Here is an 18,236-nt window from a genome sequence, read left to right as displayed (position 1 = left end):
AGATGCTTACGTTTCTCAAAAACATGTTTGACAAAAAGCCGCCCCAGAAGGAAAGGCTTCCGTTTTACGATATCGTCTGCCCGTACTGCTTTTCCAAGTATTCTCCGGAAGAGGTGGTCTTTCGCGCGGCTCACCACCGCGAGGACGACGAGGACTACGCCCTGCAGGAGGACGTGATCCTCAACCAGTACCGAAACAAGTTCGGTCTCGATGACATCGAGGAGATCGAGGCTGTGATCGATCCCGTAACAATTCCCGAGGAAAACCGGATCGTCGTCGACAACGTGCTGGTCGGCCTGACGGACAAGTACGGTGTCGTCACCAAGCGGAGGCTTTGCCCCAAATGCCACAACGAGCTGCCGATCACGGCCGGCAAAGCCCCCAGCAACATCATCTCCATCGTGGGTGCCTCCCAGGTGGGCAAATCCGTCTACATGACGTCATTGATCCATACCTTGCAAAACACGACGGCCAATCACTTTAACGCCGCCTGCATGCCGCTGAATGCCCAAATCAGCCGGAAGTTCCGGGAAAACTACGAGGCACCGTTGTTCGAACGCGGGCAGCTTCTTGACTCAACGCAAAAAGAGAAGCGGCAGGAGCCGTTTATATTCCAGTTCATCTTCAAGGACAATGAGCGCGCACCGCTGATTCTCGTCTTTTTTGACGTCGCAGGCGAGGGCATGGTCGACCGGGAGTATCTGGAGATTTATGCGGCCCACGTGAAAAATTCCTCGGGCATCCTGTTCCTCGTAGACCCGCTGCAGATCCGGAAGATTCGCGACAAAATCCAGTTGAATGCAGGGGATGAGCCCGGAGAGTTTACCGCCAAGTACGACGAGCCGCGCGAGGTTGTCATCACCATGTTTGAAAACTTCATCGGGTACGAGCAGGAAAGCAAGACGCACATCCCGACGGCAGTCGTGCTGACCAAAAGCGACATGCTGCACCTCCTGAAGGAAGAGGACGGGGAGTACATCAAATCCAACAGCAATGTGTTCCGCAACTATGTTCATGAGAAGCATTTGAATCTGACCGAGTTTGAAAATATCAACGGGGAGATTCGCCGGTTCATCGAAAAAGTGGATCGGCCGTTCAAGGACGCGCTGGATGTCTACTTCACCAATACCGCCTTTTTTGCCGTATCCGCATTGGGAAGCAATCCGGTCAATCAGAAGGTGAGCGGAGTCGTCACGCCTGTCCGGGTAGATGAGCCGTTTATCTGGCTCCTGCACCAACTGGACTACATCGAGGGGAGAGAGTGATTGTGACGCGGCATTTGATCGAGCAGCAATACTACACGCGCGGGCGCCAAGGCATTTTCCGCTCCAACGAGGGGTACGATACCGTCGCCAAATCCCCGAGGCTGGACAATTCGTTTATCAAGAAGGCGCTCCACCCGTTCTGCGTATACGACGCCCCGCGGGAGCTCCAGGAGAGAGAAGCGGACCCGCGGGAGTACCCAGATGCGCTGATCTGCTTCCGGGCCGAGACGGGGGAGCTGGTGATCGGTCAAAGCGTGTATGCCGGCGCCGATTTTACCGGACAGCGCAATACGTTTTTTTCCCACAACTACGTGATCCCGGCCCTTCGCCGGGACGAATTTTGCCTGCGCCCCCGCAAAATCTTCGGAATCGAAGGCTTTGACCGCAAGCATGACGAGACAGCGGGGAAGGACTTGCCATCGCTTGAGGACATCCCGTACCGGGAGGGCGATCCGGGAGACAGGAAACGGGCACTGGCCCGGCTCGGCGTAGATGAACGGACCTTCAAGCAATTGCTGTACGCCGTCATGATGTCGCTCTCGGCGAAGAAAAAGGTGTTTGTCAGCCTGGACGGCGAGGTTGGAACAGCAGCCGCATCCGCGAGGGAGCTGATGGAAATCCTCTACGGCTGCCTGCCTTACGAGATGCGCAGGCACATCGGCTTTCTGACCTACAGCAACGAACCGCAAAGCAAGAAGCACATCAACGTCATGTTTGTGCAAAAAGGCAGCATCCGTCCCGGAGCCGGCCACATCGACAAGGAATTTTTGTTCGATCTGCCAAACAAGCGCATCTGGAATGCCGATTTGCAGGAGGGCGAACACGAATATCTCGATTTTGCCTGGACGTATCTGAATGAGCCGCATGTGCTGGCGGATTTTTATCAGTTCGCGGAAGAGGTGCTGGCCGGCGACGAGAGCGGAGCTGGCTTGCGGCTGGCTGCGTATTACGAGCTGTGCCCGCTGTTTCTGATCGAAAAGGGCAGAATGGCCGTATACGAAAAGAACCGCGCAGCTGTATGGCAGGTCATCCTGAATTATGTGGAGAATGGCCAACTGAAAAACAAAAAGCGGCTGCAAGAGCTGCTCGTCGGCCTGTTTCGCGAAGAAAAAGCGGCTGTCGCGGCCCGCGTGCTGCCTGCTGGCGAGCTCGTGCGGCTGATCATCCAATCCGGCCGCGTCGTCGAGCCCCGCAGCAAGCAAAAAGAGATGGTATTGTACCTCATGGACGTGCTGCTGAAAGGCAGGCTGATGCAGCCCGGGAAGTACTTAGGCGAGGTGTACAAGCATCTGGCCGCCGAACCGGAGATGTTTTCGCTGGTCATGAGTACGGCGTTGCGGCATGAGCAATTCGTGAAGCCGCTGTTTGAGGAGTATCTGGCCAAACGGCTGGAGGCTGCGCTCCGCATCGAGGACGTATTGAAGGAAATCGGCTTCTGGGCTGAACATGCGCCGGAGGCATTGCGAAACCCGTTCTTCAAGGAGGCGACGCGCAACAAGCTGCTCGCGCAGTTTCGCGGAAGCGGGCAAAAAACTGATGCAGCATCCCAGATCCACCGATTTTTCCGGAAGTCGCGGGAGAGCAGCGACTACGCCCGGGAAACGCTGGACGAGATCGACCGCTGCCTGTTGAAATACGTCAACCTGGAGACGCTGTCCCGCGAAGACTTTGAGGGGATCGTCGAACTGTTGGAGGATAAGCCGCAAACGTTTGCCAGAGAGCTCGATCTGGAAAGCAGGGAAACGTACGATCTGCTGATGAATCTGGCTGCGCTGGAGCAGGCCGAGGTGATTCCGCCCCCCGAGGAGTTTTTCCGCTCCTTTGACCCGGACGAGATCGACAAACAGCAGCGCCTCTTGAGAAGGCTCCTGGGGGAAAAGCTGGACCAACGGAGCTTTCCGATGGTATGGCTTGCGTTTTATCAGGCAGACTCCCAGCCGATCCACGATACGCCGTATGACAGAATGCTTTCCTTTGTCCATGAAAAGGGCGGGGAAGAAAGCGTGTATCCGTTTGTCCAGTGGACGATTACGGAACGCAGCTTCTTCCACGGGAAAGCCCTCGCGCCCGGTTACCGAGCGGCGCTAAAGCGGTATTTCCTCGAAGACAAGGGACAAAGGCTGCGCGACAAGGCTTGGCGGAAGAAATGGTACGCCGTTCGAAACGCCGACTTTCGGAGGGTGCTGGACGAGGTGCGAAACGAGAGCTCGAATGGATTGGTGCGCCTCTTCCGGCGGCATACAGGCGTCATGGTCATCGGCACGGCCCTGCTTGTAGCCGGAGGCTCTGTCGGCGGTGTTATGCTCTATACGTCAAAACAAACGACGCCAGCCACCGGAGAAGCAGGCCACCCTGCATCTGGAGGCGGGACCGGCAACCCCGGTACAGGCGTGTCCGTGCCGGGCAGCGGTGAGGCAAGCAATCCGCCTGTTCGGATCTACGGACCGATGCTGCCTGCTGGAAATGGTACCCCAGCGGGAGATGCCGGGAATGCTGGAAATACCGGGGATGCCGGAAATGGTGGAAGTACCACCGGAAATTCTGGAAGTACCGGAAATGCTGGAAATAGCGGAAACGCTGAAAACACGGGAAATACCGGTAATACCGAAAATACGAACAGTCCCGGGGATACTGGCAAAACCGGAAGTGCCGGTACTACCAAGGATGAGTCAAATGCCGGAAGCTCCGGCACCGGGGAAAACGGTCCAAATACAAGCCCGACGCCAAAAACAGGCGATGGGCAGTCCTCGCCGTCGCCCCCTTAGGCACTGCCTACAGGCTCCGGATAGCGGTAAACAAACGTACGAACAATCCGTCACGAACCGCCGGTACAGCAAATTATACGCAAAAAGACGCACCAGCAAACATACCGTACACAAACCAAAGCTGCCCATTTTGACGTGCAAGCTCGAATGGAAGCAGCACTACGTCATCGCAAAACCAAATAAACAGCAAGCCAAAAGCCGTGACCAGAACAGTCACGGCTTTCTTTTTTTGTAAAACAGGGATGCACGCTGGCGGCCCTACATCCGCGTTGCCGCCAGCCGTTTGGTCTGCCCGGCCAGATACAGCAGGAACACCAGCAGAACAAGACCCTGGGCAATGATCGCGCCGCTGACGGTTGTGCCGAGATAGATGATGACGTAGTAGATACCCGATCCAACCAGCATGAGCGCGTTCTCGACAAAGTTCTGAATGGCAATCGTTTTTCCCGTACCGACCATCTTCTTTCCTTCCTCCTGCAGGACGGTGTTCATCGGGACGATAAACACGCCGCCCATAAAGCCAACCAGGAGCAAAAACAGGATGGCAACCGCCGTGATATGGAACAGCGGGAACAGCAGGATCAGCACAAACATCAGAAAGCCGTACATGATCGAGCGGTAAAACCGCTGCAGCGGAATCAGCTTGGGAGCGAGAAACGCACCGGCGATAATCCCGATGGATGTCGTTGCCAAAATCAGCGAGACCGCAGAGCTTTTCGGATCGATCCCGAGCGCGATCGGAATCCAGGCGATAACCGCTACGCGAAGGACCGAGGAGCTCATCCAAAAGGCGCCTGTTCCGATAATGGCGAATCCGGTCTCCGGCTTTCTGAGCAGCTGCCGGAAGTGTGCAAAGAACAAACGGGTTTCCGTGCCGTAGCGAATCATTGCGTTTCCGTTGATCCTCGGGATGTTGAACGTCATCAACACGGACAAGCCGTACAGAACCAGACAAATGGCGGACGATACGAGGGTGGGGGTCATGGCGGCAATCGCGCCGCCGCCCCCGATCCCGGTCAAAATGGCGATGATCGTATACGCTTCGATGCGGGCGTTGGCATGGAAGAGCTGGTCTTCATTTTGCGTCAGCTCCGGCAGGATGCCGTACTTGGCGGGAGAGTAGACGACCGCCCCCACCCCGACGGTAAAGTAAGCGAGCATCAGCATCAGGATACTGCTTTGGTCAATAACCAGAAGAATCAGGACACCCAGCACCTTGATCAGATTGCCAACCACCAGCACGAGCGACTTCGGATGCTTGTCGGCGAAAGGCCCCACGAGCGGGGCCAAAGCGATATAAGGAAGAAAGAAGGCCATCGAAACAAGCGCCAGCATCACGGGTGAAAAGCCGTTGTCCTGCAGCAAATTGGCGATGACAAACAGGATCATGTTGTCGGCAAAGGCAGACAGGAACTGGGTAAAGTAGAGGGCCTGCAGCGGTCGCATTCGATTTTTCATCATGCGGGTTCTCCTTTTTCAGCCATTTGTTTCAGCGTGACGTAGTCCGTTTTTCCGCTGCCAAGCAAGGGCAGCGCTTTGGTCCAGCGGATGGAGGACGGGAGCAGCAGGGGAGAGAATTGCTTCTCCGCCAGGTAAGCCCGCAGCCGATCCAGCTTTGCCGTTTCATCTGTCGTGTAGAGGAGAATGCGCTCTCCTTTGCGAGCGTCGCTGATCGTGACGGTGGCAAAATCGGAATGGCCAAAGCACTGGGCAGCCAGCTCCTCCACGAGATTGAGCGAAACCATCTCTCCGCCGATTTTGGCGAAGCGCTTCAGACGCGACTGAATGGTCAAATATCCGTCGGCATCGGCTTCCACGAGGTCGCCTGTGTGGTACCATTCCTCGCAGGGAATAAACCCTTTGCCGTGAATCAGGTAGCCCTTCATGACGTTCGGGCCTTTGACGAGCAGCTCGCCGCCTTGGGTGATGCCTTCTACCTGCTCTAGCTGGTATTCCATGCCGGGCAAGAGACGCCCGACCGTACCCGGCTTGTTGGCCAGCGGCGTGTTCAGCGAGAGGATCGGGGATGTCTCTGTCGCACCGTAGCCTTCGAAAATGCGTACCCCGAATTTGTCCATCCACATCTGCCGTACATCAGGCTTCAGCTTTTCCGCTCCGGCGAAAATATAGCGGAGCGAGTAGAAGTTGTACGGATGAGCATATTTGCCGTAGCCGGCGAGGAATGTCGATGTCCCGAACATGAGCGTGATGTTCTGGTCGTAGCACAGCTCAGAGATGACCTTGTAATGAAGCGGACTCGGATACAGATAGGCCGGAATGCCCGCGATGACTGGCAGCATCGAACCCGCCGTCAGGCCAAAGCTGTGGAACATCGGCAGCGCGTTTAAAATCTTGTCCTGGTTCGTCAGATCGATCACGCTTTTTACCTGCATGATGTTGGCGTACAGGTTGGTATGCGTCAGGACGACGCCCTTCGGCTTGCTTTCGCTGCCGGAGGTAAACAGGATCAGCTCGTTTGTCTCAGCCTTTGACCGCTTGCCGGTCAGGTAGGAGACCAGGGCGGAAAGCTTGTTGCCTGTCGTAGCGGACGCCTTGACATCCTCCAGGTAAACGATGTGTACGCGCCCTTCCAGTCCGTCAATCAGATGCTGCAGCTTTCCTTTTTCAATAAACACGCGGGAGGTCAATACTGTTTTGATCCCGGCCGTTTCGCAGCAATCCAGAAGCGAGCGGATGCCGAGCGAGAAATTCAGGATCGCCGGGGTCACGCCGATCCGGAACAGGGCAAACAGTGTAACCAGATGCCCGACGGATGTCGGCAGGAGCACACCTACCGTCCGCTCGCCTTTCAACAGGTTCTGCATTTTGTCGCCGAGCAGATAGCTGCCGATGAAAAGCGTCCGGTAGTTGATGGATGATGTCATGTCTTTGGCGATGACGAGCTTTTTGCCGTGAATCCTGGAAGCCTCCAGTGCTTCGTTGAACATGTTTACATTCTGTTTCATCCGAGCCTGGAACAGCTCGCGCTGCATCGTGCGCAGGATCAGGTCGCTTCCGGCTGCCTTTTGCTCCCGCATCGAGACGTTTTCCTTTTTATGCATCGTAAATGGAGTGCCGACCGTGATGTCTACCTTCGGGAACCAGACGATGCGCAGCTTGCCTTTCAGATACGAGAATACGGAGCGCTCGAGGCCCTGGATGATGACCGGGTAAACGGTAGCGCCGGTTCGCATCGCCAGATAGCCTACGCCGCTGTAGATCTTCATCAGGCCGCCGGTTGTCGTGATGCGGCCTTCCGGGAAGATTACCAGCGAATCGCCGTTTTTGACGACGCGGATCATATGGCGAATGGAATAAGGATTCATCGGGTCAACGGTGATATGTTTTCGGAAACGCAGGAAAAGTGAAAACTTTTTTGCGATCTCTGTATTGGCTACAAAGGTCGTGTTGGATGGAAGGCAGAAGGACAGGAGCACCGCATCCAACAAAGAGACGTGATTGGGAATGATGATGCCCGGCTGGGAGAGATCCAGCTTGCCAAGGCCATGGACACGCGGGCGAAACCAGAGCATCAGAAGCCATTTGATAAAGGTATAAATGAGAACCATCTGAACCACACCTTTTCTTGTGATAAGGACCGGTCTTGTTAGTTCTCATTCTACGCGGCGCCAGAAGTAAAAAAAGTACCAACTTTCATTGGTACCTGGTCATAAGACTACCGGATAAGGCTGTGAGGAGCTGGAAAGCCGCTCAAAACAGCTTTTTTTGTTTGGCCTTGGCCGCCGCTTCCTTGCTCGTTTTGACGCCCATTTTTTTCAGGATGCGGTTGATGTGGTTTTTGATCGTGCGCTTGGTGATGTGCAGGGTCTGCTCAATCTGGGATTGCGTCTGGCCCTGGTGGATGAGCTGCAGGATGTCCTTTTCCGCCGGGGACAGCAGCTTCTGGTCCTCGCCGCTTTTCAGCCGCATGAATTCGTTTCGAAGCGCGGCGGCGGCGGTGGGATGGATGGCGGACTGGCGCTGATAGGCGGCGCGGATCGCATCGGGTATTTCCTTGAAATTGGACTTGCTGATGTAATTGACGACCGCCGCGGCGGAGAAGGATTCGACGATGACCTCCTCTGCCGTCAGCGAGGTGAGCATGATGATGGCCAGCTCGCGGCCCATCTCCGTCAGCGCCAGCGCGGTTTCGATCCCGTCGAGATTGTTCTCGGTCAGGTTGATGTCCATCAGCACGACGTCGGCTTCGCCGTCCTGAAACCAGGCGAGCGCATCGTTCTTGGCGGCGGCCTCGCCGACGATGGAGAGATCGGCCTCCTTGCTGATGAAATCAATCAATCCCTTTCGCCACACAGGGTCGTCCTCCACGATATAGACGCGGATTTGTTCCATGGGTCTCCCTCCTTTTCACAGGTGCTTTCTTTATTCGACTGACTCCACCCGCTGGTGCGGGAAGTACAAGAAGACATTTGTTCCCTCGTCCTTGACGCTGTAAATTTCCAGGGTGCCCTGGTGTTTTTGCATCACGTTGTAGCAGTAGGAAAGCCCGAGCCCGAAGTTTGTCCCCGTCTTCTTGGTCGAGAAGAAGGGATCGAGTACATGCGGAAGGTTTTCCTTGGCGATCCCTACGCCGGTGTCGGCTACGGCGATGACGAGGTGTTTCTTGGATAAAAACAGGTGCAGCGTTAGCGTGCCGCCCTGCTTCATCGCCTCCAGGGCGTTCATGGTCAGGTTGATCAAAATCTCGCGTACCTGCACAGGATCGCAGCGAAGCAGCCACTGGTCGTCCAGCTCTGTCCGGATATCCACCTGCTGTTGTTCCGCGAGGGGGCGCAAATTTTGCAGGACGTGCTCGATCAAGGCGGCGGGCTGAATCGTTTCCTCGCGCAGGGCAATGTCCCGAAGCTGCCCTTGGATGCGATTGACCATATCGAGCAGGTGAGAAGTGGACTGCTTGATCACTTGTATATCTTCCTGCAGGGCAGGCTGGTTGGTTTTCTCCGCATAATCCTGCATCCGTTCCGTGTAGAGCGAGATTTTTCCCACTTCGTTTTTGATGGTGTGGTTAATGATTTGCGCCCCTGACGTCATCGCCCGGAGTGTGCTGTCCAGACGACGTTTTTCCACGCGCCATTTGACTCCGAGAAAGCCGTACTTGACACTGATCACCAAAATCAGAAGAAACTGAATTCCGACGATCAGACTGTTGTACCTCCAGGCTTCATAGTGGTTTTGCGTCCGCATCACGTAAATGGTAATAAACACCAGAAGCACCGGGAAAATGACGAGAATATTGGTAAACAGCCTGCTCTGTTTCACGAGCGGGTCTTTTTCCTTTTTGTACAGCAAGATGAGGATCAGACTGGCGGCGATAAAATACGGAATCACCCATGCCACCATCAGCCAGTAGTCAAACTGCAGCACCGGGTAGATCGGTGTGATGAGCAGCATGATCAGGGGCGGGAGCAGAGCCGCATACTGGAGAATGGTCTTGGTCTTTTGCCGCAGAAAATCTCCGGAGTGTACGGCGAACATGAGAAACGCGTAAGGCAAGCCCACCTGACAGATAAAGGACGAGACCCTGCTGGCCATGAGCAGCGCGGCGGACAGGGCAGCGGAAAGCGGAAACGAGTCCTTTACGAGCGGCAGGAGCGTCTCGTCGAATACGGCGGACAAGAACCCGCATCCTCCGACGAATGCGGTGGCGCTGGCCCAGCGTGTAGACGTGTTTTTCGGATCCGTGTACAAGACAAAGGCCCCGAAGGCCCATATGGCCAATAAGATGAGAACCATCATGGCGGCTTTTCTCCTGTCATTTGTATAGATTCCATTATACCGTACCGGAGCGGCAGGCGCCTTATTGGCAAGGTTCTCTTTTGCGGAAACTTTTGCTTCGCCCCGTCCAAAATCAAGCGGAAACAAGCATGGCTGACAGAGAAAAGGAAAAGCGCCGGCAAAACGCTTCAAGCTTTCTGATGGACAAATAAAAACAGGCCCCTTTTTCTACATGATAAGTAGAGAAAGGAGCCTTTTCCTTTGCTTCGTGCTTCTCTATTTTTTTACCGGATCTTTCGGAACAAGCTCAAAAATCTCATGCGACTCCATCGTGTCGATGAACCGGGAAAGCCAGTCGTAGTAAGCCAGTGCGTTGTCTATGCGGGTGATGCTTCTCTCCACGCGCGCCTTTAAATCTTCGGAAAGCTCTTCGTTCTGGAGCAGGGATTGGAGCTCCAGCCGGGACTTTTTCATCGCATGCACATTTTGCTCGGAAGCAGCTCTCCATTTCAAGGAGAAGAAATCAATAAAGGTCTGGTGCCAATCCAGATTGACCTCGTAGTGATCCTTCCGTGTGCCTTTTTTCCAGATTTTGTCCACCATCTGCAAATCCATCAAGGTGCGGACACCTGTGCTCATGCTCGTTTTGCTCATGCCGAGCGCTTCGCCCATCTCGTCCAAGGTCATGGCTTTATCCTGAAACAGCATTGTGCCATACAACAGACCAGTAGACATCGTAATCCCATACAGCTCCATGTTCTTGGCTAGTGTCTCGATGACCCGTTCCTGGGCCTTATTCAATTTTTCTTCATGTTTGTCTTCCATTTTGAAAAGAGCAGCTCCTCTGGTCAATTTACCTGTTAACGATTGTACTAATGAAGTTTACGAAAGTAAATAAACGAATCTTACCGTATATGCTAGATATACTGAGAATACGGAACAAAAAGTACGTAAAGTTTTTTCTGAACAAAGATTACGCTCGAATATGGCCCCTTACCAAATTTGTGGAAACAAAGGGCCGACCGATACAATAAGAGGGTCAGATTCGTGCGAACAATTTATTCGGAGGTGACGTTATGCCAAAAATCAAGGTAGAGCAGTTGACGAAAGTATTCGGGCGTCAGCCGCAGCGCGCCCTTCCTCTTGTAAAGCAGGGTAAAACCAAGCAGGAGATTTTGAAGGAAACCGGTCTGACCGTCGGGGTCAACCAGGCCAGCTTTGAAGTAGAGGCGGGCGAAATCTTTGTCATTATGGGATTGTCCGGGAGCGGGAAGTCGACGCTGGTGCGGCTGTTGAACCGGCTGATTGAGCCTACAGAGGGAAAAGTTCTGATTGACCATGCGGATATCGTGCAGATGAACGAACAGCAGCTGCAAGAGGTCAGAAGAAAAAAACTGGGTATGGTCTTTCAAAAGTTTGCCCTTTTCCCCCACCGGACCGTATTGGAGAACGTAGAGTTCGGTTTGGAAATACAGAATATTCCAAAATCTGAGCGCGAGCCGAAAGCGCGTGAAGCTCTGTCGCTTGTCGGGCTGGCCGGCTGGGAAGACAGCTACCCGGATCAGTTGAGCGGCGGGATGCAGCAGCGGGTGGGACTCGCCAGAGCGCTGGCAAACGATCCGGATGTGCTGTTGATGGACGAAGCGTTCAGTGCGCTTGATCCGCTCATTCGCAAAGACATGCAGGATGAGCTTCTGGAATTGCAGGCGACGATGCAAAAGACGATTATCTTTATTACGCACGATCTGGATGAGGCGCTGAAGATCGGGGACCGGATCGCGCTGATGAAGGACGGGGCGATCGTTCAGATCGGAACGCCGGAAGAAATTCTGACCAATCCGGCCAATGAGTACGTGGAGAAATTCGTGGAAGACGTGGACCGCTCCAAGGTTCTTTCTGCCGAGCACGTGATGAAGCGGGCCCAAACGATTACGCTAGACAAGGGGCCGCGGGTCGCCCTGCAGCTTATGAGAGACAGCGGCGTCTCCAGCCTGTATGTGGTGGACCGCAAAAAAACGCTGCTTGGCGTAGTGACGGCCGATGCGGTGAATACGGCCAAGCAGGAGTCCTTGACGTTGGAGTCTGTGATGCGAAAAGAGATTCCGACGGTCTCGCCAAAGACATTGCTTCACGAGCTGTTTGACCTGGTCGCTTTTTCAGACATTCCGGTAGCAGTAGTCGGGGAACAAAACCGCCTGCTCGGTGTTGTCGTGAAGGGCAGCGTGTTGGGAGGTCTGGCAGGGAAGGTAAATCCGGAAGTGGGCAGCACTCCCCATGCCGATCAGACTGCCGCTGCGATGGAAGGTGCGAATAGCGGTGAGAATGCAGGGACGAATGCGATGAATCCTGCAAGCTTGAATGCAAGCGCGAATACGCGTGTGAATATCGGTGTGAACAAAAGCGAAAACAAGCAGGCTGCCGCGGACGTGAAAACGGATGAGGAGCATGCTTTCGCGGAAGAAAGGCAGGTGAAGTAGGATGGGAGAGCTTTTTCCTAAGTTGCCGGTAGACCGTTGGATAGAAAATGTGGTTGATTTTTTGGATGATCATCTGGGCATCGTCTTTGACATGATTACGACAGTGATCGGCGGTCTTGTCGATTTGTTTGCCCTGTTGTTTTCGGGGTTGCCGTCGTGGCTTTTGATCATCGTCCTGGTGCTGCTCGCTTATCGTGCAGGAAAATGGCCAATCGCCCTGTTCTCGTTTATCGGACTTCTTCTGATCGAAAATCTGGGGTATTGGGAGCACGCCATGGATACCCTGGCATTGGTTATGACTGCTGGTCTTATCTCTGTCATTATCGGTATTCCTGTCGGGATTTGGTGTGCGCGAACGGATAGCGTCCGCAATGTTGTGACGCCTGTTCTGGATTTCATGCAAACGATGCCGGCGTTTGTCTACCTGATTCCGGCGATCTTCTTCTTTGGTCTGGGCAAAGTGCCCGGGGTCATCGCCTCCGTTATTTTTGCGATGCCGCCGACGATCCGGCTGACCAATCTGGGGATCAGACAAGTGCCAGCCGAGCTGATCGAGGCTTCGGATGCATTCGGCTCCACGGCGTGGCAAAAGCTGGTGAAAGTACAGATGCCGCTTGCCAGACCAACCGTTATGGCAGGTATCAACCAAAGCATCATGCTCGCGCTGTCCATGGTCGTGATCGCGTCGATGATTGGTGCCAAAGGACTCGGGGCGGACGTGTACCGCGCCGTTACCCAGATCAAGATCGGTGCAGGCTTCGAAGCCGGTCTGGCAATCGTCATCATGGCCATTTTATTGGATAGGATCACCCAAAGCATGGGGAAAAAGAAAAACGCCTAGGAGGGGTCTTCATGAAAAAGAGATGGAGCACAGGAATCGCAGCCGTATTGGGAATTAGCTTGCTGATGGCAGGCTGCTCGGGAGCGCCATCCGCGGAGCTGCCAAAAGATAGCCAGGGCGGCCAGTCCGCAGAAGGTTCAACCGGCGGTTCCGGCGGTGTCGGAGCCCAGGTCGACTACAAAATCATCGGGATCGATCCGGGTGCTGGCATTATGAAAGCGGCAGAAAAAGCCATCGAGGAATACGACCTGAAGGATTGGGAGCTGGTCGAGGGCTCCGGTGCCGCGATGACCGCCGCTTTGACACAGGCGTACAAGGACAAAAAGCCAATCATCATCACAGGCTGGACACCGCACTGGAAGTTCTCCAAGTATGAGCTGAAATACTTGAAGGACCCGAAAGGCGTGTTCGGAGCAGGTGAAGAGATCCATACGGTTGTGCGTAAAGGGTTGAAGGAGGATCAGCCAAGCGCGTATGCTTTCCTCGACAATTTCCATTGGACGACCGAGGACATGGAAAAAGTGATGCTGGACATTGCAGACGGGAAAAAGCCCGAGGAAGCAGCAGCCGAATGGGTGAAAAACAACGAAGAAAAGGTAAACAAGTGGGTTGAGGGCATTCAGCCTGCGGACGGCAAGAAGATTTCCCTGGCGTATGTAGCGTGGGATTCGGAAATTGCCAGCACGAATGTCGTCAAGACCGTTCTGGAACAAAAGCTGAAGTACCAGGTCGAGCTGAGCCAGGTGGAAGCAGGTCCGATGTGGGCTGGCGTAGCCAATGGCGATGTGGACGGAATGGTAGCGGCATGGCTGCCGACCACTCACGCCGATTACTATGAAAAGCTGGGTAAAGACGTCGAAGACCTGGGCGCGAATCTGGAAGGAACCAAGGTTGGACTCGTCGTTCCTGCTTATATGGACATCGACTCGATTGAGGATTTGAAGAAGTAAGGACAAATCCGGTGAGAAAAGGCTAGGTAAGCGAGCAAGTAGGGAAGCGGATAAGCAAATAAGTTAGCGGGTAAGCAAGTAAGAGTGAGCAAGTAAGTGAGTAAGTAAGCAAACAAAGATGCAAGCAAGGTATCTAAAAGAAAGACAGCCCTGTTCCCGATTCATTCGGGTGCAGGGCTGTACTTTTTTGTATTTATAGACCTGGAAGCTGCAGAGGTGAGGAAGCTAAGGAACACGGAACACGACCTACCCGGGTTACTTCGGAAACGCGACCGTGACCTTGAAGTAGTCTCCGTCGATCTCAATCTCGAGACGTCCTCTCTGGAGCTCTACGATGCTTTTGGCAATCGCCAGACCGAGGCCGGAGCCTTCGGTATGCCGTGATTTGTCACCCCGTTTGAACCTCTCGAACAGTTCTTCGGCATCGAAGTCGATCTCGTAGGCGGAGACGTTTTTCATGGTGAGGATGACTTCTGCGTTTTGCTCGGACAGGGAGACGTACACGCGCGTATTCGGCATGGAATACTTCAGCGCATTGACGATCAGGTTTTCCAGTACTCTCCACGTTTTGTTGCCATCCAGCTTGGCAAACATCTGCTGCTGCTCGACCTGCACGCGGAAGGTGAGCGAGGACTCCTCGATCTTGTCACTGAACTCCGCCAGGGCCTGATTCAAAAGCGAAGCCACGTTGACGTTCTCCACCTGCAGCTCTACCGCTCCGCTGGCCATCTTGGATGCCTCGAACAGATCGTCGATCAGCACCTTCAGCCGCTGGGTCTTTCTGTCCAGCACCTCGATATAGCTTGCGACCTCTTCAGGCTTCAGATTTTCCCCTTTTAAGAGATTGACATAGTTGACGATAGAGGTGAGCGGCGTTTTCAAGTCGTGGGAGACGTTGGTGATCAGCTCCGACTTGAGCCGTTCGCTTTTTATCTGGCCTTCGACGGATTCCTTGAAGCCTTGCTTGATATTGTTCAGGTTGTCGGCCAGGCGGGACAGGTTTCCTTTTCCTTTGCCTGTCGCGATGATCTGGTGGTCCAGATTTCCGGCTGCCATCTCTTCGGCACCGCGGAAGATTTTGTTCATCAGGCTGATTCTCCTGAGAATGTACGGAAGCACGATAGTGAGGTAAAACAGGCAGTAAGCTCCTGAAACCAACAGGAAGAGCTCTTCGCGACGATCAAGGGAAATGAGAGCGACCAATGCGCTCACGGGAAAGGCAAGCGACAGGCCAACCATCAGGATGAGCTTGACCAAGATGTTTCGATTGGCCAATACATCCGTGAGCAGTTCACGGTATTTGACAAACCAGCTTTTCTGCCATTGCCGCTGCCACAGCTCTCGGTCCCGTAGCATCCGAGCGGCCTCTATCAAGCAGAGCGTAACGTAGGCTGCGGCGAACGATTCCAGCCCGAGGATAATGAGCTGCTCGGGACGAAGAGGCAGCGAAAAAAACGAGACGGAGATGGCCAGCACAACCGCGCAGAAGACGGCAAAGAACAGCACGAAGATTCGCAGGTCAACGGGAATGCGCCGCAGCAAGAAGAGCGAGCCTTCGACAAAGGAGAGCTCGGCTGCGCGCTTGCGCAAATACAGGAACAGTCCGACCGCAGCTACAGCGGTGATGACGAGCAGGGCGCATTCCTTGAACAGCCTTTCGCGGATCGCCGCATAATACTGCGCGTTGGAGTGGATCAGGCTGTATCCTTCCACATTTTTCGGGACGTAGATGATCCCTTCCCAGTGATTGGTTTGAAAAAAGTGATTGATCCAACGGAAGCTGTTATCCGTTTCGTTGTCGCTGTTAGGAAAGCGGATGGAATAGACAGAGTTGGATTTCAGTTCTTCCACCGAAGGAGGGGTCGGTACATTGGTGTACACCTCGTCCCTGTTCTTGTTCACGATGTAGTAGCGGAATGACCCGCTCCGCAAAGCGATGCTATCCTCCAGATCCCTGTATTCCTGGTCCTTTGCGGCAACGGCTTGCTTCACCGCTTGCCGGAACGATTCTTCCTGAGACTGGCGTATCTTTTGCAGTTCCTGGTCTCTTGCCTGTTCCAGCTTGGGGACATTCGCCGCTTTTCCGGAAGCCTCGGCTTCCGCGATCAGTGAAGCGTAATGCTGGTTGATTTCTTCCATTTGCCCCGCAGAGCTGCTCGCGAAATCGCTCTTGAGCTGCTCGTATTGATCTTCTCCGAGCTTCTCCATATCTGTTTTGTCGGGATACCCCCGGTAGTTGAAATGAAGCCTTTTGACCATGTCGATAAACTGGCTGAGCTCCTCCTGGAAGCCATTTGTCTTGTAGTAGCGGTCCTGTTGAAGGTAATCGGTCCGCAAAGCGATGTCCGCCGACGCCAGGAAAGAAAGAGAGGTCATACACAGGAACAGCAGGGAAACCAGAATCAGCCCCAGCTTATTTTTCGATTTTGTATCCAATTCCCCATACCACCTTTAAATATTTCGGTTCCTTCGGGTTGATCTCGATCTTTTCCCTGATTCTTCTCACATGTACAGCCACCGTATTTTCGGCGTTCATGTACGGTTCCTTCCAGACCAGCTCGTATATTTCTTCAATGGAGAAGACACGGCCCTTGTTTTTCATCAGCAGCTCGAGGATTTTGTACTCCGTAGGGGTCAGGCGAACCTCCTCGTCATCGACAAAAACCGTCTTGGAGGTCGTGTTGAGGACTAGCCCCCTGACGTGAATTTCGTCTTCGCCCGCAACATACGTCCCCAGATGGGTATAGCGCCGCAGCTGCGATTTGACCCGCGCTACCAGCTCCATCGGGTTAAACGGCTTCGTTACATAGTCGTCCGCTCCGACGTTAAGCCCGAGGATTTTGTCCGTATCCTCCGATTTTGCCGACAGCATGATGATCGGAATGTTTCGGCTTTCCCGGATGGCAAAGGTCGCTTTGATCCCGTCCATCTGCGGCATCATAATATCCATGATAATGAGGTGCAAATCCTCGCTGTTTAACACTTCCAAAGCTTGAAGTCCGTTCTCCGCTTTGAATACCTTGATGTTTTCGTTCTTGAGATAAATTTCGATCGCGTCGCGGATTTCTGCTTCATCGTCCACGACAAGCACATTATACTTGGACACGCCAGCTTCCCACCTTACGAATCTTTCTTGTGTCTGTTCATTTCCCGAACCGAGGAGATATTTCTATCATACCGGGTACTTTTTACAAAAGGGCTTTGAAAATCCTTACAAAATTCTTACGAAAAGAAATGATAGGCGAAAAAGAAAACAATGACCCGCAAGACAGGGCACCTGGTAAAGTGTCCGGCTTGCGGGTCAAAGCTCAGCATTCGGATCAAAGCTCAGCAATTTTCCGATGATGCTTTTTTATGGCAAACAATGATCGTGCAGAATTGTGCTGCGTTTTTATCAGCCGTAGCTCGCATAGGCGATAATGCCTTCTTCTTCGTCTAGAACGAGTTCCAGTCTGGCCGAATAAGGATCGCGGTGCATGTACGTCTGCAGCCAATAACGGATCGCTTCAATAATGTTGATTTTGATAAAGATCTGCTTGCGGTCGTTGGCGTACACTTCAGCGGAAAAACCGTAGTCCTCGTCCCACATCAGCTCGACGGCAACCTCTTGCGGCTGAATCTGCTTTTTGCTCGCCACATGCATGCAAATGGCGTTTATAATGTCCTGCTCAAGAATTTTTATCGTTTCCATGTATCCCATTCCTGCTTTTTACGCTGGTTTTTAAAGAGCAAGTAAACCTTCCGGATCACAGCGATCAACACGATGACCGCGAGGATGTTGATCATGAATCCGAGGATGGAGCCGAGTACGCCCAAATCGCTGAACAGGCTGCCAAACAGCAATCCTGCCAGACCGCCGACGAGCAGGCCTTTCATGAAACCGCCTTTGCTCGGTGCAGCAGTAGATGTATTTTTTACCGGTGTTGTGGAATTCGTGGTGTTGTTGTTCGTCGTCGCATTTACATTGGAATCCGCTTTGTTCGGCGTCGTTTTTGTAGGAGCGATAGACTTTTTGCCGGATTTGTAGCCTTTGGCATCGGCGTGATCGGTTACAAAGCCAGTTGGAGCCAGTACAAGGACAAACGCAATGACCAACATCAGTAATTTTTTCATTATAGGAAAAGTCATCTCCTTTTTATTTTCCGTCTATATATAAGTCTATGATTATTTTCCGGCTTATTCAACCGGTATTGATAGTAAAT

14 protein-coding genes are annotated in these 18,236 nt (G+C 53.5%); 5 read left to right on the top strand and 9 right to left on the bottom strand.

Features of this window, described 5'->3' with window-relative positions; all coding sequences use genetic code 11:
* Positions 1-2: 2 nt before the first annotated feature.
* Together NST37_RS23990 and NST37_RS23985 are read left to right on the top strand one after the other, a co-directional pair.
* Positions 3-1,265, top strand: coding sequence for a hypothetical protein (locus tag NST37_RS23990; RefSeq protein WP_003388642.1), 1,263 nt, complete (start codon positions 3-5; stop codon positions 1,263-1,265).
* Between the two features lie 2 nt (positions 1,266-1,267).
* On the top strand, positions 1,268-4,030 hold the full coding sequence (locus NST37_RS23985; RefSeq protein WP_339185952.1) for a hypothetical protein: 2,763 nt from the start codon (positions 1,268-1,270) through the stop codon (positions 4,028-4,030).
* A gap of 258 nt (positions 4,031-4,288) precedes the next feature.
* Here the strand turns inward: NST37_RS23985 and lplT are convergent, their stop codons facing one another.
* From lplT to NST37_RS23960, 5 genes are all read right to left on the bottom strand, one after another.
* Positions 4,289-5,488 (bottom strand): lysophospholipid transporter LplT, encoded by a 1,200-nt coding sequence (lplT, locus tag NST37_RS23980; protein WP_031932516.1) that lies wholly within the window; start codon positions 5,486-5,488, stop codon positions 4,289-4,291.
* Positions 5,488-7,599: an AMP-binding protein gene (locus tag NST37_RS23975; RefSeq protein ID WP_003388637.1), complete on the bottom strand. Its 2,112-nt coding sequence runs from the start codon at positions 7,597-7,599 to the stop codon at positions 5,488-5,490. The genes lplT and NST37_RS23975 overlap by 1 nt, the downstream gene beginning before the upstream one ends.
* Before the next feature lie 142 nt (positions 7,600-7,741).
* On the bottom strand, positions 7,742-8,383 hold the full coding sequence (locus NST37_RS23970; protein ID WP_031932518.1) for a response regulator transcription factor: 642 nt from the start codon (positions 8,381-8,383) through the stop codon (positions 7,742-7,744).
* A gap of 30 nt (positions 8,384-8,413) precedes the next feature.
* Complete coding sequence (locus NST37_RS23965) at positions 8,414-9,787, bottom strand: HAMP domain-containing sensor histidine kinase (RefSeq protein ID WP_024984501.1); 1,374 nt, start codon at positions 9,785-9,787, stop codon at positions 8,414-8,416.
* A 255-nt stretch (positions 9,788-10,042) separates the two neighbouring features.
* The gene (locus NST37_RS23960) at positions 10,043-10,591 is read right to left on the bottom strand and encodes a hypothetical protein (RefSeq protein ID WP_003388634.1); all 549 of its coding nucleotides are present in this window, start codon (positions 10,589-10,591) and stop codon (positions 10,043-10,045) included.
* Between the two features lie 251 nt (positions 10,592-10,842).
* On the opposite strand from NST37_RS23960, the gene proV reads away from it, so the two are divergent.
* The 3 genes from proV to NST37_RS23945 are packed head-to-tail and all read left to right on the top strand — an operon-like array spanning position 10,843 to position 14,034.
* Entirely contained in the window at positions 10,843-12,243 is a 1,401-nt protein-coding gene (proV, locus tag NST37_RS23955) for a glycine betaine/L-proline ABC transporter ATP-binding protein ProV (RefSeq protein ID WP_031932519.1), read from the top strand.
* A gap of 1 nt (position 12,244) precedes the next feature.
* Entirely contained in the window at positions 12,245-13,084 is an 840-nt protein-coding gene (locus tag NST37_RS23950) for a proline/glycine betaine ABC transporter permease (RefSeq protein WP_024984499.1), read from the top strand.
* Between the two features lie 11 nt (positions 13,085-13,095).
* Entirely contained in the window at positions 13,096-14,034 is a 939-nt protein-coding gene (locus NST37_RS23945; protein ID WP_003388631.1) for a glycine betaine ABC transporter substrate-binding protein, read from the top strand.
* Positions 14,035-14,289: 255 nt separating this feature from the next.
* Here NST37_RS23945 and NST37_RS23940 read toward each other — a convergent pair whose 3' ends face one another.
* The 4 genes from NST37_RS23940 to NST37_RS23925 form a co-directional block, all read right to left on the bottom strand.
* The gene (locus tag NST37_RS23940; protein ID WP_339185949.1) at positions 14,290-16,470 is read right to left on the bottom strand and encodes a sensor histidine kinase; all 2,181 of its coding nucleotides are present in this window, start codon (positions 16,468-16,470) and stop codon (positions 14,290-14,292) included.
* Positions 16,448-17,140: a response regulator transcription factor gene (locus tag NST37_RS23935; RefSeq protein ID WP_122957994.1), complete on the bottom strand. Its 693-nt coding sequence runs from the start codon at positions 17,138-17,140 to the stop codon at positions 16,448-16,450. Before NST37_RS23935 ends, NST37_RS23940 begins: the two co-directional genes overlap by 23 nt.
* 288 nt (positions 17,141-17,428) lie before the next feature.
* Positions 17,429-17,725, bottom strand: a complete 297-nt coding sequence (locus NST37_RS23930; RefSeq protein WP_003388627.1) for a YxcD family protein — start codon at positions 17,723-17,725, stop codon at positions 17,429-17,431.
* Complete coding sequence (locus NST37_RS23925; RefSeq protein WP_003388625.1) at positions 17,713-18,147, bottom strand: hypothetical protein; 435 nt, start codon at positions 18,145-18,147, stop codon at positions 17,713-17,715. The genes NST37_RS23930 and NST37_RS23925 overlap by 13 nt, the downstream gene beginning before the upstream one ends.
* Between the last annotated feature and the right edge of the window lie 89 nt (positions 18,148-18,236).

The sequence above is a fragment of the Brevibacillus sp. FSL K6-6036 genome (genome assembly GCF_037964015.1).
Classification (GTDB): Bacteria; Bacillota; Bacilli; order Brevibacillales; family Brevibacillaceae; genus Brevibacillus; species Brevibacillus borstelensis.
This window is presented reverse-complemented; position numbering and strand designations above follow the sequence as displayed.

What these genes read in the sequence shown, in the direction of transcription:
- NST37_RS23990 (WP_003388642.1), top strand. Translation starts at nt 3, where the DNA reads ATGCTTACGTTTCTCAAAAACATGTTTGACAAAAAGCCGCCCCAGAAG.
- lplT (WP_031932516.1), bottom strand. Translation starts at nt 5,488, where the DNA reads ATGAAAAATCGAATGCGACCGCTGCAGGCCCTCTACTTTACCCAGTTC.
- NST37_RS23975 (WP_003388637.1), bottom strand. Translation starts at nt 7,599, where the DNA reads ATGGTTCTCATTTATACCTTTATCAAATGGCTTCTGATGCTCTGGTTT.
- NST37_RS23970 (WP_031932518.1), bottom strand. Translation starts at nt 8,383, where the DNA reads ATGGAACAAATCCGCGTCTATATCGTGGAGGACGACCCTGTGTGGCGA.
- NST37_RS23965 (WP_024984501.1), bottom strand. Translation starts at nt 9,787, where the DNA reads ATGATGGTTCTCATCTTATTGGCCATATGGGCCTTCGGGGCCTTTGTC.
- NST37_RS23960 (WP_003388634.1), bottom strand. Translation starts at nt 10,591, where the DNA reads ATGGAAGACAAACATGAAGAAAAATTGAATAAGGCCCAGGAACGGGTC.
- proV (WP_031932519.1), top strand. Translation starts at nt 10,843, where the DNA reads ATGCCAAAAATCAAGGTAGAGCAGTTGACGAAAGTATTCGGGCGTCAG.
- NST37_RS23950 (WP_024984499.1), top strand. Translation starts at nt 12,245, where the DNA reads ATGGGAGAGCTTTTTCCTAAGTTGCCGGTAGACCGTTGGATAGAAAAT.
- NST37_RS23945 (WP_003388631.1), top strand. Translation starts at nt 13,096, where the DNA reads ATGAAAAAGAGATGGAGCACAGGAATCGCAGCCGTATTGGGAATTAGC.
- NST37_RS23930 (WP_003388627.1), bottom strand. Translation starts at nt 17,725, where the DNA reads ATGGAAACGATAAAAATTCTTGAGCAGGACATTATAAACGCCATTTGC.
- NST37_RS23925 (WP_003388625.1), bottom strand. Translation starts at nt 18,147, where the DNA reads ATGAAAAAATTACTGATGTTGGTCATTGCGTTTGTCCTTGTACTGGCT.